The 14,916-nt window shown below is 58.4% G+C and carries 20 protein-coding genes; 14 read left to right on the top strand and 6 right to left on the bottom strand.

The genetic code is table 11. The annotated features are described in order from the left end of the window. Positions 1-5: 5 nt before the first annotated feature. From IG193_RS01080 to IG193_RS01065, 4 genes are read left to right on the top strand one after another with little or no spacing between them, the layout of a single operon-like run. Complete coding sequence (locus IG193_RS01080) at positions 6-446, top strand: hypothetical protein (protein ID WP_192819062.1); 441 nt, start codon at positions 6-8, stop codon at positions 444-446. Continuing rightward, complete coding sequence (locus IG193_RS01075; protein WP_192819061.1) at positions 439-1,104, top strand: ABC transporter ATP-binding protein; 666 nt, start codon at positions 439-441, stop codon at positions 1,102-1,104. Before IG193_RS01080 ends, IG193_RS01075 begins: the two co-directional genes overlap by 8 nt. Continuing rightward, positions 1,097-1,582 (top strand): hypothetical protein, encoded by a 486-nt coding sequence (locus tag IG193_RS01070; protein WP_192819060.1) that lies wholly within the window; start codon positions 1,097-1,099, stop codon positions 1,580-1,582. The genes IG193_RS01075 and IG193_RS01070 overlap by 8 nt, the downstream gene beginning before the upstream one ends. A 38-nt stretch (positions 1,583-1,620) precedes the next feature. Then, a complete protein-coding gene (locus tag IG193_RS01065; protein WP_192819059.1) occupies positions 1,621-2,085 on the top strand; it encodes a hypothetical protein in 465 nt (154 codons plus the stop codon). Between the two features lie 50 nt (positions 2,086-2,135). Here the strand turns inward: IG193_RS01065 and IG193_RS01060 are convergent, their stop codons facing one another. Together IG193_RS01060 and IG193_RS01055 are read right to left on the bottom strand one after the other, a co-directional pair. After that, positions 2,136-2,777, bottom strand: a complete 642-nt coding sequence (locus IG193_RS01060) for a type 1 periplasmic-binding domain-containing protein (protein WP_192819058.1) — start codon at positions 2,775-2,777, stop codon at positions 2,136-2,138. A gap of 118 nt (positions 2,778-2,895) precedes the next feature. Then, positions 2,896-3,699, bottom strand: a complete 804-nt coding sequence (locus tag IG193_RS01055) for a DUF3267 domain-containing protein (RefSeq protein WP_192819057.1) — start codon at positions 3,697-3,699, stop codon at positions 2,896-2,898. Between the two features lie 81 nt (positions 3,700-3,780). On the opposite strand from IG193_RS01055, the gene IG193_RS01050 reads away from it, so the two are divergent. Genes IG193_RS01050 through IG193_RS01040 form a run of 3 tightly spaced genes read left to right on the top strand, consistent with a single transcriptional unit; the run spans position 3,781 to position 5,816 of the window. Next, positions 3,781-4,914, top strand: a complete 1,134-nt coding sequence (locus tag IG193_RS01050; RefSeq protein ID WP_192819699.1) for a tyrosine--tRNA ligase — start codon at positions 3,781-3,783, stop codon at positions 4,912-4,914. 5 nt (positions 4,915-4,919) lie between these two features. Continuing rightward, entirely contained in the window at positions 4,920-5,384 is a 465-nt protein-coding gene (locus IG193_RS01045) for an aminoacyl-tRNA deacylase (protein ID WP_192819056.1), read from the top strand. 42 nt (positions 5,385-5,426) lie between these two features. Further along, positions 5,427-5,816: a CopG family ribbon-helix-helix protein gene (locus tag IG193_RS01040; RefSeq protein ID WP_192819055.1), complete on the top strand. Its 390-nt coding sequence runs from the start codon at positions 5,427-5,429 to the stop codon at positions 5,814-5,816. On the opposite strand, the gene IG193_RS01035 is transcribed toward IG193_RS01040, so the two are convergent. Continuing rightward, on the bottom strand, positions 5,813-7,090 hold the full coding sequence (locus IG193_RS01035; protein ID WP_192819054.1) for a radical SAM protein: 1,278 nt from the start codon (positions 7,088-7,090) through the stop codon (positions 5,813-5,815). The genes IG193_RS01040 and IG193_RS01035 overlap by 4 nt on opposite strands. A 92-nt stretch (positions 7,091-7,182) precedes the next feature. Here IG193_RS01035 and IG193_RS01030 point away from each other — a divergent pair, with 92 nt between their 5' ends. Further along, positions 7,183-7,719, top strand: coding sequence for a class I SAM-dependent methyltransferase (locus tag IG193_RS01030; protein ID WP_192819053.1), 537 nt, complete (start codon positions 7,183-7,185; stop codon positions 7,717-7,719). 156 nt (positions 7,720-7,875) lie between these two features. Next, a complete protein-coding gene (locus tag IG193_RS01025) occupies positions 7,876-8,577 on the top strand; it encodes an HAD family hydrolase (protein WP_192819052.1) in 702 nt (233 codons plus the stop codon). 18 nt (positions 8,578-8,595) lie between these two features. On the opposite strand, the gene IG193_RS01020 is transcribed toward IG193_RS01025, so the two are convergent. Next, positions 8,596-9,384: a carbon-nitrogen hydrolase family protein gene (locus IG193_RS01020; protein WP_192819051.1), complete on the bottom strand. Its 789-nt coding sequence runs from the start codon at positions 9,382-9,384 to the stop codon at positions 8,596-8,598. A gap of 34 nt (positions 9,385-9,418) precedes the next feature. On the opposite strand from IG193_RS01020, the gene IG193_RS01015 reads away from it, so the two are divergent. The 3 genes from IG193_RS01015 (at position 9,419) to IG193_RS01005 (ending at position 11,795) form a co-directional block, all read left to right on the top strand. Beyond that, on the top strand, positions 9,419-10,006 hold the full coding sequence (locus tag IG193_RS01015; protein WP_192819050.1) for a GNAT family N-acetyltransferase: 588 nt from the start codon (positions 9,419-9,421) through the stop codon (positions 10,004-10,006). Positions 10,007-10,185: 179 nt separating this feature from the next. Further along, positions 10,186-10,662 carry a magnesium-dependent phosphatase-1 gene (locus IG193_RS01010; protein WP_192819049.1) on the top strand — a complete coding sequence of 159 codons (477 nt, stop codon included), beginning with the start codon at positions 10,186-10,188 and terminating at the stop codon, positions 10,660-10,662. A gap of 23 nt (positions 10,663-10,685) precedes the next feature. Further along, a complete protein-coding gene (locus IG193_RS01005) occupies positions 10,686-11,795 on the top strand; it encodes a threonine synthase (RefSeq protein ID WP_192819048.1) in 1,110 nt (369 codons plus the stop codon). Between the two features lie 166 nt (positions 11,796-11,961). Here IG193_RS01005 and IG193_RS01000 read toward each other — a convergent pair whose 3' ends face one another. Next, positions 11,962-12,348, bottom strand: a complete 387-nt coding sequence (locus tag IG193_RS01000) for a hypothetical protein (RefSeq protein WP_192819047.1) — start codon at positions 12,346-12,348, stop codon at positions 11,962-11,964. Beyond that, positions 12,345-12,662, bottom strand: a complete 318-nt coding sequence (locus tag IG193_RS00995) for a GNAT family N-acetyltransferase (protein ID WP_404813147.1) — start codon at positions 12,660-12,662, stop codon at positions 12,345-12,347. Before IG193_RS00995 ends, IG193_RS01000 begins: the two co-directional genes overlap by 4 nt. A gap of 161 nt (positions 12,663-12,823) precedes the next feature. Between IG193_RS00995 and IG193_RS00990 the strand changes: the two genes are divergently transcribed. Both IG193_RS00990 and IG193_RS00985 read left to right on the top strand, forming a co-directional pair. Beyond that, complete coding sequence (locus tag IG193_RS00990; RefSeq protein WP_192819046.1) at positions 12,824-13,495, top strand: hypothetical protein; 672 nt, start codon at positions 12,824-12,826, stop codon at positions 13,493-13,495. Positions 13,496-13,533: 38 nt separating this feature from the next. Continuing rightward, the gene (locus tag IG193_RS00985; protein ID WP_192819045.1) at positions 13,534-14,886 is read left to right on the top strand and encodes a rhomboid family intramembrane serine protease; all 1,353 of its coding nucleotides are present in this window, start codon (positions 13,534-13,536) and stop codon (positions 14,884-14,886) included. The last annotated feature ends 30 nt before the right edge of the window (positions 14,887-14,916 follow it).

The following is a 14,916-nucleotide window of genomic DNA, read 5'->3' as shown; positions in this document are numbered from 1 at the left end:
GAGGTATGAGGCTCGGGGAGTTCCTGCTGGGCGTTGGGTTGAGGATAGCGCTGGGCTTCACTGTAGTAATTGTACCTTCATTGCCCCTAGCCTGGATCTTGGGCTCCTGGATCTGCTCCCGCGACCCGTTGCTGTTTGTTGGGTTCTTCCTCTTCCACATGGCCGTGATGGCGGCGCTCGCGTTCCTGCACGAGCTGGGGCACTATGTAGCTCTCAGGAAGAGGGACATAGAGCTCGACAAGAGCCTCTGGAACATCAAGATCCTCGTGAAAGACGGCCCAGTGCCTCCCAGTGCCTCTATCCTAGCCATCGCCCTCCCCCTGGCCTTTGCCGTAGCCGTCTACCTGGCCACGGGCTCCCCGTTCGTCATGGCCTTCGGCCTCATCGTCGCGGCCTTCGGCGTGAACGACCTCGTCCGGACTTCGGGAGGTGGCCGGTATGCTTAGCGTGGACTCGCTCGTCGCGGGCTACAGCGGCAACCCCGTGATCGGGCCAGTGAGCTTCAGCCTGCAGAGGGGCGAGGCCCTGCTGGTGACGGGGCCCAACGGCGTCGGCAAGACCACGCTGCTGAAGACTATTGCCACAGTTCTCAAGCCCCTAAGCGGCTCCATGACCCTGTTCGGCGCGGACATCAGGAAGCAGAGGAGGAGGATATTCTTCCTGGAGGAGCGGGTGAACCTGCCCCTAAGCCTCACGCCCGTCGAGTACCTGCGGGTCATAGGCTCTGTGTACGGCGTTGACGCGGACTTCACGGGGCTACCGGCGAGGTTTGGAGTCCCGAGAGGCACGCCGATGTCGAAGTTCTCTCAGGGCCAGAGGCGTAGGGTTCAGCTTGCGGGCGCGTACGTGGCCTCTAAGTCCGCCGACCTCATAATACTGGACGACCCGCTCGTGGGCCTTGACGACTACAGCGTCGAGGCCCTTGTCCCACTGCTGGTGTCCGAGCTCCTGGAGCAGGGCAGGATTGTCGTTGTGTCAACGAAGATGAGAGAGCTGGAGAGACTTCTCTCGGAGAGGATCCCGGGCAGGCTCAAAATCCTGGACGCCCTCAAGTACACCCGGGTGGCGCCCAAACTAGGAGAGGAGGGGGCTCGGGATGGCTAGGCCTAGGGCCTTGGCTGTGGCCTTGCTGTACACTGCTGTGATGGAGTTCTTCACGTTCTTGGTCGTTTACTACCCTTTGGCCGCGTGGTCGCTGACGCGCGGCGGGCTGGAGCCGCTCATCACGCGCGTAGTCGAGGGCGGGTGGACGTACGCCGCCCCCACGCCACTCCTAGCCCTCGCCGTGCTGGGCCTAGCCCCGCTCTACCTCTGGCACGGCTACACCTCCTACACAAGAGGCAACAAGAGGGCACTACTAATACCGCCAGCAATACTGGGCCTGCTCGCCGCGCTGGCACTCGTAGGCGCGGCTGGAGGAGTGTGGATTGCGGCAAACGCTAGCTGTACCTGCGACTGTAAGGCGCAATGTAGCCCCTGTCCCGTAAAGACCGCCCAACGCGAATTTCAAGGCATATCTCTGAACCCGCTCGGCGTTGGAGCGTGTACCTGCAAGTGCGAGTGCTACCCCTGCAAGCCGTAAAGTTTTTCTCTTTCTCCCGTGTGACATGGGCTGTAGCCATGCCAGCCAGGGTAGTTAGGCCTGGAGCCGTTCTCGTGTCTATCGCCTACGCCGCCGTGATGGTGTACTTGACCCTGCTGGTAGCCTTCTTCGGGCTCGCCGCTCTCCACGTGTTCTACGGCGTGACACTGCTCCTGGACGTGGAGAGGGGCTACACCACAACCATCACCCCGACACCCCTGCTCTACGCGCTAGCCCTGGCCACAGCACCGCTCTACCTCTGGCACGGCTACACATCCTACACAAGAGGCAACAAGAGAGCACTACTAATACCGCCGCTAATAGCCCTTGCTATCGCTGTTGTAGCTGTGGGTGTGGTGGCAATTGGAGGAGCTGTGGCTACAGGGTTTAATTGCAAGGCTACGTGCTCGTGCGGCGTGAAGAGCTGGAGTGGGCCTAGCGTGTCTCTTAGCCCTCTATCAGTAAGCATGGGTAGTTGCGAGTGCTACGCGTGTAAACCATAAATAAGAAAATTTTTCTGTCGTCTTTCCTGCGCTGCTGTAGGTTTCGTGGCCTAGGGCGGGGGCAGCGAGTTCCTGAGGAGGCTTACGTGCTCGTTGTTTAGGTTGGACTCGGCGAGTGTCTGTAGCGAGGCTTTGCCAGCGCTGACGGCTACCCGGCTGTAGTAGAACTTCTTCGCGTCCAGGTTTGCGGTGAAGACCCTTATCTCTGGCAAGGACTCTAGGTACCTGGCGAGCTCTGGGTCTGCCAGCACGTTTTCTAGGCCTTTCGTCGCGAGCCACGTGCGCACGTGTATTACTAGCCGGCCCTTGAAGCCCCTGTCCCTGAGGGCTCTGAGGAAGTCTATGGCATACCTGTTCACGTCGCCTAGCCTGCTCTCGCCGCCAAAGAGTATTGCGATGGTGTCTGGCCCCCACTTTAGTACTCTGTCAGCCGTCTCCGACGGGTTACTCTGGTTGTACTCGAAGACTGCCACAACCCCTTCCTTCAGCCCGCTCTTAGACCAGTAGGCTGCAGCTATGGCGGCTGAGGGCGAGAGGCATATTCTGTCGTTGAGCGGGACGAGGGCTACACGGCCGGCGCCGCACAGTAGCTCGGAGCCGACGAGGTAGCCTGTGAGCGCCCTGAGGTAGACTTCCTCGCCTATTAAGGGTAGTCCAGCTGTAGCTCTCTTCTCGGCACCACTTCCAGGCATACGCCTAGTATGGGTCTAAATTTAAAAATATTTGGTTGGAATATCAAACTAACACAACTACGCCTGTCACAGTGGCTTAAAACAGCTCGGCTTTAGCGGGCTCGGCTAGGTAAACTTGTTACTTCGAGAGCATGTTCAGGACTCGCTTCTTCCACCTCAGGGCAGTCAGGGCCGAGGCTAGGGCTAGTGCCGACCCGTAGACTAACCTGTAGAATGCCGGCTCGACTACAGTGCGGATAGTGCGGCTTGTCTCCGTGGCCTCTACGACTACGCGGACTAGGGGTAGTGGGCCGAGGTATAGGCCGCCGCTTCCCGAAGCGGCTAGCGAGGCGAAGTAGGCCGGGATTGAGACCCCGATGAGGGCCCAGACGAGGTAGTCTACGAATACTATGGGTAGCAGGACGTACGGGTTTATGCAACACCCCCGGATCTCGACGGCTGTCCCCCTGTCGAATATCCTTGAGCCCCCTACGGACGCCGCTACTGCCGTGAGCAGGACGTCGCCCGACGCGCCGGCAGTGTTCACGAGCCCGGCCCCGATGAACGCGAGTCTCACTGGCTCAGCTGTGAGCCGTGCTGCAACCAGGGAGAGTGGTGTCAGCGTGAAGAGCGGTGCTAGGGCTACAGCGGCGAACTCCTTGAAGTTGAACCGCCCGTGGGACTTCACGTAGACCCCTAACACCCACTTGGAGTAGAACGGCTTTATCTCGACTTCCCTCACGCCCACGGCCCTGAGGGTGGCTATATGTATCGACTCGTGGAGCAGCACGCCTGCAGCCACGCCTAGGAGTAACCACGCCGTGGCCTCGAGGCCACTAACCCCCACTTCCCCCGCTAGAGCCGACCAAAGGAAGAACATGGCCATAAACATGGAAACAGTCTCCCGCTTGTGCCGCAAGACGTCGAAGTAGACTTCAGCCATACGGCTCACGCACTGCCTACAATCTTCGTCATGCATCAAAATCCAAATAAGCCTAATCTGGTCTTTGAGCTGGGATCCACATTGGACGCCGACTTCCTGGTTGAGATGGCGTCGCGAGAGCCCACGGAGGAGCTCCTGACCCCCGAGAGGCTGCGGGGCCTCGCCGAGAGCGGCGCGAGGCTCGTGCACTACATTGGCTTCGAGATCTCGGGCCTGGTTCACCTGGGGACAGGCATCATATCGATGCAGAAGGTAGCGGATCTCCAGAGGGCCGGCGTCGAGACGCAGGTCTTCCTGGCTGACTACCACAGCTGGATTAACAGGAAGCTCGGGGGAGACCTGTCCACCATAAGGCGGGTGGCGGGAGGCTACTTCAAGGAGGCCCTCAGGGTGTCGATAAAGATTGCAGGCGGGGATCCGGACAGGACGAAGTTCCTGATGGGGAGCGAGGTGTACGAGAAGCTCGGGATCGACTACTTCACGAACGTCGTGAAGGTCTCGATGGACACTACTCTCTCTAGGGTTAGGCGGTCTATAACGGTACTCGGCAGAAGAGAGGCGGAGGCCCTCAGCTTCGCCCAGTTGCTGTACGTGCCGATGCAAGTCGCGGACATCTTCTCCCTGGGGGTGAACATAGCCCACGGCGGCATGGATCAGAGGAAGGCCCACGTCATAGCCATGGATATAGGCGAGAAGGCCTTCGGCTACAAGCCCGTAGCCCTGCACCACCACCTGCTCCCGGGGCTGGGCCTAGACCAGGAAGCCTGGAGGAGGCTCGTCGAGGCCAAGAAGGCGGGGAACAAGGAGGAGTTCTCGAACATCCTGGTCGACGTGAAGATGTCCAAGTCGAAGCCCGAGACAGCCATATTCATCCACGACAGCGAGGAGGAGGTTAGGAGGAAGGTCATGCAGGCCTTCTGCCCGGCAGGCGAAGCCGAGCTAAACCCCGTGCTAGAGATAACCCGCTACATAGTCTTCAGGGATCGCGTGGAGCCGTTCGAGGTCGTCAACAGGAAGACAGGCGAGCGGGTGACCTTCTCGAGCTACCGGGAGCTCGAGGAGAAGTTCAAGGAGAGGAGAGTCCACCCCCAAGACCTCAAGGCAGCAGTAGCCGAGGAGCTCGTGAGAATCCTCGAGCCGGCGCGCAAGCACTTCACCGAGGGGCCTGGTAGAAGCTACCTTGAAGACTTGAAGGAGATAAGGATCACTCGGTGAACCCATTGCTTGGGCCCAGAGACCTCGAGGAGTTTCTAAAGTCCCGCGGGATTCCCTACAGGCTTGTCGAGGTACCCGAGGCCGCCACGTCGGAAATGGCCTCGAAGAGCCTGGGCGTGGACAAGACGCGAATAGCCAAGACAGTAGTGTTCGTGTCCGACACTGGAGACGTTGTCCTGGTTGTCGTCAGGTCAGACAGGAGGGTCGACCAGGCTAAACTGGCGAAACTGCTCGGCTACAGGAAGTTGAGGCTAGCGAGAGCCGAGGAAGTCGTCGAGTACACTGGGTACACCCCGGGAGGCGTGCCTCCAATAGGCCACGCTAGAGAGCTCCCAGTAGTCCTGGACAGCGAGGTTGCCGGCGGCGAGTACTGGTGCGGCGGCGGGGACGAGAGGCACCTACTGCTCCTAGACTTTAGAAACATCTCTGCCCAGGGCTTCAAGGTCGTGGACGTACCGAAGAAGCAATAGCTATTTTACGTACCTCTCCGCCTCTCCTACCGGTGTGGCTCCGTGAGGAGGATATCTGTAACCCTTCCGGATGAGGTCTTCAAGGCCCTCGAGGAGCTTGAGGTAAAGACGGGGGTAAGCAACAGGTCCAGGCTCGTGGGGGACGCGGTCATGCTACTGCATAGCCAGGCCCTCGAGGACGACGCAGTGTACGCTGGGAGCCTCGTAGTAGTCTACGACCACTCTAGGGGCGAGACAGTGTACGGCGTGGTGGACGCCCAGCACGACTACACGGGCTTGATACGCGGTAGCATACACGTGCACCTCACAGAGGAGAAGTGCGTCGAGGTCATCGCGGTGCACGGGAGGGGGGCGGAGATCAGGGGTCTCGCCTCGAAGCTGAGGAGGGTGAGCGGAGTCATAACAGTGCAGCAGAGCCTCGTGAAAGTCTAGAGTATACAGTGTGCTAGCCCTGCGCTGTATATGCACTCGTTGCAGCCAACCTCGTTGCCGTAACAGTCGTACTCGTTGGCGTCTACAAACCAGCACTTCTTCGTGGCAAATGGGCAGTCCGCGCACCAGGGGACGCTGGACGGCAGTTTCCTCCTGACCCTCCTGAACTGCACGTAACTGGGCTTGTTCCACACATCCTCTATGCTCTCCTGGGTGACGTTGCCGAAGCGGACGGCCTTAATGCTCTTGACGTGGAAGTTGGTGTAAAGGGGGTGGTTGTAAGCCAGATCCATGCATGGCGCTACGCTCCCGTCCCACAGTATCATCGTTGCATTCTCGTCTACGTAGGGGCATGTGCGCTTGAGCGAGTCGGCGTACACGCTGGGGAGCCTAGCCTCAATGCCGTACTTGTTCGCGTGTTCTCTGGCTCTCTCGATGTACTCCTCCACGTCCTTGAGGAGGCTCTCGCGCTTGATGGCGTCCCTGGCGATGTCGGCGTTGACGCTGTAGCCCCTTGAAGCTATCTTCTCGACGAGCTGGAGGTAGAGGCGTTGCCTCCCGGAGCTGACGTACTTGTAGTGTGCTAGTAGGCTGTCGTATACGGCTTCCTTGGCGAGGGAATCGAGCTCGCCGCCAGCCTCCCTGAAAAACTCTACGGCCTCCCTGCTCGCTGTGGTGTAGACGGCCTCGCCCACCAAGGCGGGGTGGTACGGAACCATCTGGGAGACTACGACGAAGTCCAGGTCGAGCTCTCCCGCTCTCTCTACGATTTCCGGCAACATCCTATAGTTCCTCTTCATCAGCACTACTGCTACCCCGACTCTTGCGCCGTAGTCTCTCTTGACTCTCGCAGTCTCCCTGAGGTTCCCCAGGACGTTATAGTGCTGAGCGCCGACTCTTATCTCGCTCAAGGGTTTAATGTCGGGCGCGTCGACGCTGAACGCTACCTGGTCAACTCCAGCCTCGAATACTCGCCTAGCAGTGTTGCCGTCCATCAGGGTTCCGTTGGTGACGAAGTGAATGAATACCCCGTCCCCCAGTACTGTCCTCGCGTAGGCCGCGAAGTCCACGAAGCGCGGGTGGCTTAAGGGTTCCCCGAAGCCGTACAGCGCGAGCCTCCTGATCCTGCCTGTAGACTCGTCGACTATCTTCTTGAAGAGGCTCCAGCTCATGTACCCGAAGTCTGCCTGGCGCCAAGTCCTCCTGACGCACATGATGCACGAGAGGTTGCACGTGTTCGTGGGCTCGACTTGTAGAACCTCCGGGAAGCTCATTAAAATTCCCTGCTTCTACCCCCGCTAAAATGCTTTTCGGCTCTCTACCCGTTTAAACAGTCTTTTTTACCCCTCTGGTTGCTTACCTAATAATGCCTGTGAGGCTGCTGAGAGATGAGCTACGGGACTTGTACACCAGGTACCTCAGGGAGCTGGGGGCGCCTGTAGCTGTAGACGTGGGCACAGGCTTCGGGGAGAACCTAAGGGCTCTAGTGGAAGCCTCAAGCAGGGGTGCATACGTAGTAACGCTTGACCTGGATCTTCTGGCACTACAGAAAGCAAAAACCCTCTTCATCCAGGCCTACGAGAGGGGGGTTATGGATCTAGCCTGTGCAGACGCGCACCACCCGCCTCTCCGGAGAGGCTCAGTCAAGCTAATAACCACCGTTGCTACTCTCCACCACCTAGCCGATCTTAGAGTATTCCTCAAGAACTGCCGGGAAGTCCTGGCCGATAACGGTGTTTTCATAGCTGTCGACTGGACTCCAGGCTCGAGGCTTACACCCCACCCGCCCGAAGAGCACAAGAAAGTCCTAGACTCCTTTAAACAGCTATTCCCCTGGTTCTTCAGGCTTGACGACCTGAGGGTGTACAAGGACTACTTTCTCGTCGTCGGCTCGAAGCCCTAGCACCGCTTTCCTCTACTTGCCCCCAGGCTGGCCGTCGTCCCCCGTCGCACTCTTCTCCACCGCCCGCGTGGGGCTCTGAGTGTACTCCGCATAGGGGCGTGCTCCCACGCCTAGGAGCCGAAAACAATTTACCCAGAAGACACTCCCTATTGTAACGTGAGAGCAGTAAGCTTCGACGTCTGGTCGACGCTACTCAGCATAGACGTGTTCTACAGGGCTGTAGCTGAAGCCCTCGCCGAGGCAGTGGGGCGGAGCCCCGAGGACGTCTACGCTTCCATCAAGAAGGCCTACTCGGCCGTCAAGAGGGCCCGGAGGATGGGAGTTGTAGACGAGGACGACATTATAGCCAGTTCAACTAGCATATTCCTCGACTCCCTGGGCTTTACCTCGAAGTACGAGCTCTACTGGGCTGTAGCTAGAGCTGTGAACACTGTAGATGCGGGGAAACTGCCCCTAGAAGGGGCCATGCAGGCGCTCGAATCCCTGTCAGAAGCAGGCTACACGCTAGCCGTCACGAGCAACGTGATATTCTGGCCGGGCTACGTGACGCGCGTGCTCCTCGACAAGGCAGGCCTAGGAAAGTACTTTAAAGTCCAGGTCTACGCCGACGAGGTTAAGGCCCTCAAGCCCGACGCGAAGCCATTCCGGGAGATGCTAGCGGCCGTAGGCGCCGAGCCCGAGGAGTCCGTGCACGTGGGCGACAGCCCACAAGAAGACCTCGCAGGCGCTCTGAACGCGGGGATGGGGGCTGTGCTGGTAGACTGGGGCCGCAACAGCCCCATACTCGACAAGAAGCTGAGAGTGGCGGTTGTAGGCTCCCTCTGGGAGGTTCCCGGAGTACTTGAGAAGCTATTCTGACGCTTGGGCATCACGACGCTACGCCCCATACCACCCAGCGTATAGCTCTTTTTTCAATAACTCCAACACGGGAACAGCCCTCCTAGCCTCCTCGACTTCACCGTAGTCGAGGTCTACCTGGATTGTCCTGTCCGCCTCCCCCAGCTCGACGAGCCTGTGGCCAATAGGTGTCACGACAGTACTGTGCCCCGCGAAAAACTGGCCGGCCTGGTCGACAGCGACGAGGTACGCAGTATTCTCGTGGGCCCTGGCGGCTGTGAGCGCCCGCCACTGCTCGACCTTGTAGGGGCCCTTGTACCACGCAGACGGGACGGTGAAGAGGTCGGCGCCCCTCAGCGCCATGGCCCTGAAGAGCTCCGGGAACCTCAAGTCGAAGCACACGGCTAGACCCACTGTGAACTCGCCCAGCCTGGCTACCGCTAGGCTCTCCCCTGGCTTGAAGATGTTCGACTCCCTGTAGCCGAAGGCGTCGAAGAGGTGGATCTTTCTATAGACGGCTTCCACTCTCCCCCTATTGGCTAGGATAGCGGCGTTGTAGACGCCCTCCCCCTCTCTCAGGAAGGCAGAGAAGACAACCGCAGTACCCCTCTCCCTGCTCTTGTCGACAACACTGCCCACAAAGTCGCCGCTGAGCGGCTCAGAGTTCCCGTGGACAAATTCCCTCGTAACGCCCCTCTCGCCGACCCCCATCAGGTACTCCGGGAAGACGTGCAGGTCGGCATCAACTCTATCGATCTCCGCCAACACTCTACGGAGGTTCTCTAACTTGTCCCCCCTAACCGTTAACTGGTGGAGTGCGACTCTCACGCCACTTTTATACAGCTTAAAACGTATAAACCATGTGCTGGGTTTGTCGCGCCGCTGCCCTCGAGCCCCGCAGACGCTCTACTGGGCTTTCAGGGGAGATCCCCTCTTCACGAGAGTCTTCCGCGAAAAGAGCCGCGTCCTCAGCTTCTTCGAGGCTATCGGAGAGCTCCTCAGGGAAGGAGCGCTGTTGAGCGTCTGCGTCCAGGAAAAGGGCGTAACTGTAGCGGTCGCCGTTTTAAGCTTCGCCTTCCGCTGGACGCGCGTCTCCAGGCGTGCACTCTGGCTGCTCGCGAGAAGCCTGGGGCCAAGAGGACTACTCGAGGTTGCCGGCTGGCTCGGGCAGTCTCTAAGGTACTGGGCGGCTACGCGTGGATTGGAGAACTACTGCCACCTCCTGTTCCTGGCCTCTGCCGTTAGGAGGCGCGGCTACGGCTCGCTCGCGCTGAGCGCTGCCGAGAAGGCCTGCGGTAGGATTGGCGGGGTGGGAATTGTACTGGACGTCGACGCCGAGAACCCAGCCCTACTCCTTTACTATAGGAGAGGCTACCGACCGTTAGGGGAGGCTTTTTTCTCGGGGAGGAGGTACATAGTGATGGCCAAGCTCTTGAGGCCAGAGGCCTAGCCTCCCGGGCTAGCATGTTTAAGCGCTGAGGCGTCGCGGCGAGTGGGAGTTTATAAGGCCCTGAGTGTTAGGAGAATAGGGGGATGAGGAAGAGACGAGCTGATGCGTGATGAGTCCATTTCACACTGAGTTTTCATGGAGAGCGCTAAGCTTATTTAAGCTACAGGGGAGTCCACCTCATGAAGCTCTTAATACTCGACCTGGACAGGACTCTCTGGAGCCACCCCGACATCTCGAGTACGAGTCCTCCCTACAGGAGGGTCTCCGAAGACGCGGTCACTGACTCACACGGGAATACGATAAGGCTGAACCCCTGTGCAAGGGAGCTACTAGCGCTTGCGAAGTCTAAGGGCTTGTTGCTCGCCGTCGCTAGCTGGAATAACCCGGAGCAGGCCCTAGCCGCGCTCGAGGCCCTAGGCTTGAAGGAGTACTTCGACTTGATCGTTGTAGAGCCACACCCCTTCAAGGAGGAGATGATCAAGCGGATACTCGCGTCTCTGGAGCTAGCCCCAGAGGACGCTATTTTCGTGGACGACAATACAGCTATATGCGAGAGAGTGAAGAACGCCTTGCAGGGGCTAAGAGTCCTCAACGTTGGAAGCGATGTCCGGGATCTGTGCGACGTGAAGGCTCTACTCGAGCAAAAACAACTATAACTATTTTGTGAGTATGATATAGCGTGCCCTGCACCCTGAAGTGCCCGGACTGCGGGCGGGAGTACAGGCTTGGCTCCCTCATGTGGAGGTGCGAGTGCGGGGCGCCGCTACAGGTATCCTGCGACTCCTTCGAGTTCAGGCCCGTACATGGCCTAAGGAGCATGTGGAGGTACAGGGCCTCACTGCCCCTGGTAGATAGGGCCGAGCCGGTCACCCTGGGGGAGGGCGGGACTCCAACATTGAAAGTCGAAATGCTCGGCCTAAGGGTTTTCTTCAAGCTGGAGTTCCTGAACCCGACGGGCTCCTTCAAGGATAGGGGTTCAAGCCTGATGGTAACAAACCTGAAGGCCTCGAGGGTTGCCGAGTTAGTTGAGGACAGCTCTGGGAATGCGGGTGCGTCTATATCGGCTTACTCCTCTGCCGCGGGGATAAACTGCAGGATCTACACTCCAGCCACAGCCCCCCATGGGAAAAAACTACAGATAAGGCTCTATGGTGCCAGGCTAGTGGAGGTCGAGGGGGGACGGGGAGAGGCTACCAGGCGGGCCTTAGGCGAGCTGGGCAACGCTTTCTACGCCAGCCACCTCTGGAGCCCTTTCTTCCCCGAGGCCAACGCGACAATAGCCTACGAATTCTACGAGGAGAACGGTGTTCCTGATGCAGTCGTAGCCCCTGTCGGCAGCGGGGGGCTCTTCCTCGGGGTATACCTGGGCTTCAAGAGGCTCCACGAGTACGGCTACTCCGGCTCAAGGCCCAGGATGTTCGCGGTGCAGTCAGCCTCGAACCCCATCCTCTACGAGGCGCTGCACGGGAAGCCTTACGAGAATATTGAAGCGGAACCAGTAGCAGATGGGATCATGGTTCCGAACCCGCCGAGGCTGGGCGAGGTCGTCGAGAGCATTAGGGAGAGCGGCGGGGGGCTGGTCGTCGTAGACAAGAGAGGTATTGTCGAGGGCTTGAAGACTCTCGCGAAGCAAGGCATCCTGGTGGAGCCCACGAGTGCTACGGTTGTCCCCGCGATCCGCCGGCTCGCCGAAGAGGGCCTGGTGGACAGGGGGGAGAGCGTCCTGGCCCCCCTCACGGGTTCCGGCCTAAAGGCGCTCGAGAAGATAGAGAGACTACTCGAGTACTGAGGGGGATTACTCCCGGCAGTACATTGAAAGAGACAAAAAGAGACTATAATTTCTTCTCCATTATCCATAGTGCCTTATCCCCTTTATCCCTGGAACCTGAGTGTAGAAGAACAGGTGGCTAGTCCAGGGGATGACGGCTATTCTCTGGCCCTCTTCTCTCATGCTCCTAAGGCTGTTGAATAGGAGGATAAAACCTATTCCCTTCTGCCTCGACTTCGCCGAAACGCCCAAACCAGTGCGGCTCAAGTGCGCTATAAACTGCGAAGCCTATGAGCCCTGTGTCATCCTCTGCTATCCACACTTTCGGCTTTTCGTAACCAAATACTGCTTTTGCCTCGTACTCCCAGTACACTGAAAATTCAGACCTTATCCAGCTTAATACCCTGTCTTCGTCTTCTCTTCCAGCCCTTCTGACGGTAGCCGGCCCCGTGTCGGCCTCTAGGATTCTCCTCGGCACATAAAAGTCAAGCAGGTCTATCTCGTAGTCTACGGCTTCCCCCACTTTCCGGTAGCCTCTCCTCTGCAGGAACGAGACTCCGTCCTGGTACTTCAAATCCACTCTACAGAATAGATGCCGCAGGAGTAGTCTGAAACCCTCACCCTTTCGCTTTCATCTTCCCTCAGCCTCTCCTCTAATTCATCAAATAATGCGGTAGCAACTCCCTTACCTCGATATTCCTCCTTAACCGCAAAGACCTTGACCCAGGCCAGGTTCCTTTGCACATCAACGAGCTCCTTCGGTTCTCTTCTCCTCCTCACCCCCAGGACGAAGCCAATGGGCTTTCCGTCTTCAACCGCTACTAGCGCGTACTTGCCGTCGTAGTTTGGGTCATCAAATGTTATCCTTCTTAACGTCTTGTCCGGGATCGCGTCCTCGCTTAGAGAAAGGTTCAGCAGTCTTCTAACGTCCTCAAAATAATCCTCTCAAATTCCACGATTTTCATCTTCTTTCCTCTAAGCCTATGTCCTGTGTTCAGGTAGAGATAAATTTTAAGCGTGAGTGAAGGAACTTACACGTATAGTCGCGTATGCCTATAGCCCTTCTCGCTCCAAGGCTCCGACTGGCCAGGGTGAAGCTTGCGAGCACGATAAGCAGGGAGTTTGCAAGCGGCGAGGTCGTTATAGCTCTCCCATACCCCCCGGAGCTCGAGAAGCAGCTGAACCTCTACTCGAAAGGGCTCATTAACTGGACTAGGCTGAAGCTATCCCTCCGGAACCTCTACGGCGACTTCTACAGGAGCTGGCTTTGGGTCGAAGAACCCCTCCTGCGCGCAATGCCAGTAATCGGTGCTAAGGTCAAGTGCTACGGGTCGAGGGCTTCAGAGTACACAAAGCGGGGCGGCGATTTGGCTGTTCTAGCCTTCAAGGCGAGGGCCAGGGGAGAGATAAACCTCGAGGAGTGGAGAAAGGTAGTAGAAGGCAGGCCCTTGCTCGAGCCTGGCCCCTACGACGTCGTGGTCTCCTCGGCTCCAATGGAGGGCTTCGAGAACAGGGATCTGTGGGGCCTGCCGTACCCTCCCAGCGAGGCCCTCGGCTCCTCGCCTCTGACGCGCGAAGCCGTACTCGAGTACGTCGACTACGTCTTCAACTACATAGTCAAGTCCAGGAACCTGGATGAGGCGTACCTGAGGTGGCTTGAAGAGCGCAAAGGGGTTAGAGCGCCCGAGCTGTGGAGGCTCTTAGAACTAGTCAGCCGCTAAAGTATAATAGCGCCTCGACGACTTAGTTTACGAGCGCGATGGGTATCGCGTACCCACACTACGAGGAGCTCGAGAGGCACAGGCCTGTTGCCACGATAGCCCTCGTAGCAACGAACGTCGCCGTCTACCTGGCGACATCTGCGGGGAACGGCTTTGTGGCTGTCGAAGACAGGTGGGTTCAGTCCCTGGCTTTCGTCCCCGCTTTGATACTGAAGCCCAGCCAGCTGTACAGGGTGTTCACGAGCATGTTCCTGCACGCCAACCTAGCCCACATATTCTTCAACATGCTCTATCTCTACTCGTTCGGGCGGCAGGTCGAGGCGGCTCTAGGCTCCAAGCGTTACCTGTGGCTGTACTTTATGAGCGGCCTATTCGCGACAGTGTTCCACACGGCCTTCCTGCCAATAGAGGGCGCGTCCTCCGCCTTTGTCCCGGCTCTGGGCGCTAGCGGGGCTATAAGCGGCATCCTGGGGGCATACCTCCTGCTCTTCCCCGGGACTAGGCTCACAATGTGCTTCTTCTACTTCTTCATACCGCTCTGCTTCACGACGCGCGCCGCGGCCTACATAATCTTCTGGTTCGCGACACAGATACTGCAGGGCTACCTTGGCGCGAGCCTCGGCGTCGCGGTTTTCGCCCACGCCGGCGGCTTCATAGGGGGTATAGCGCTCCTACCTCTATCCGTGAGCTACGAGAGGCTGGGCCTGCTCAGGGTCTACGCCTCCATGAGGCGCTTCTTCTTTGACGTGTTATTCGTTAAGCCGGGGCTCAGCACTATCGCCAAAGCAGTGCTGGTTCTCCTAATAGGCCTCACGGCTCTAGGCGCCCTGTACTCCGCGTACGCTGGGGCCACAGCGGGCGGTGTGAACAAGATCCTAGACTTTAGCGTGGACACGTGTAGCCCGTCCACTGGTTGCACCGGCGTTTATGCTAACGAGAGCGTGATAGTGCAGCTGAACGGCGGGAGCCTCGATAACAGCCCTATCTCGACAGACAGCGTGCGCGTAGTGTTCAACAGGCTGAAAGCGGCAGGACTCGTATACAGCAGTGCCAACAAGGGCAAGAGTGTAGATGTGGTGCTCTCCACTACTGGTAGGGTTCAGGGCATACCCGTCAGGATAAACATTAGCGGCAACCTACGTTTCGACGACTACGGCCTACTGGACTCTGGCTTAGGCGTGCTTACAACAGACGTCCTGCAGTGCGACCCAGTGACTGGCGCCTGTAGGAGAGGCGCTCCCATGACGTACAAGTTCTCCGTCTCGACCTCAGCGGTAATTAAGGGGTTTGAGGGCATCCCAATCTCGGGACTTGCCGTACTCTCGTTACTCGCGTGTATAGCATCCATACTTGTCGTCTGGCAGGCCGAGAGATTCGAGGTAGTTTTTTGACAGGCCTAGGATTAGGGGCCTCAGGCACTG

Origin of the sequence: Infirmifilum lucidum (assembly GCF_014876775.1) — an archaeon.
Taxonomy (GTDB): Archaea; Thermoproteota; Thermoprotei; order Thermofilales; family Thermofilaceae; genus Thermofilum; species Thermofilum lucidum.
Note: the sequence above shows the minus strand (reverse complement) of the source record. Positions and strands in the feature narration are given on the sequence as shown.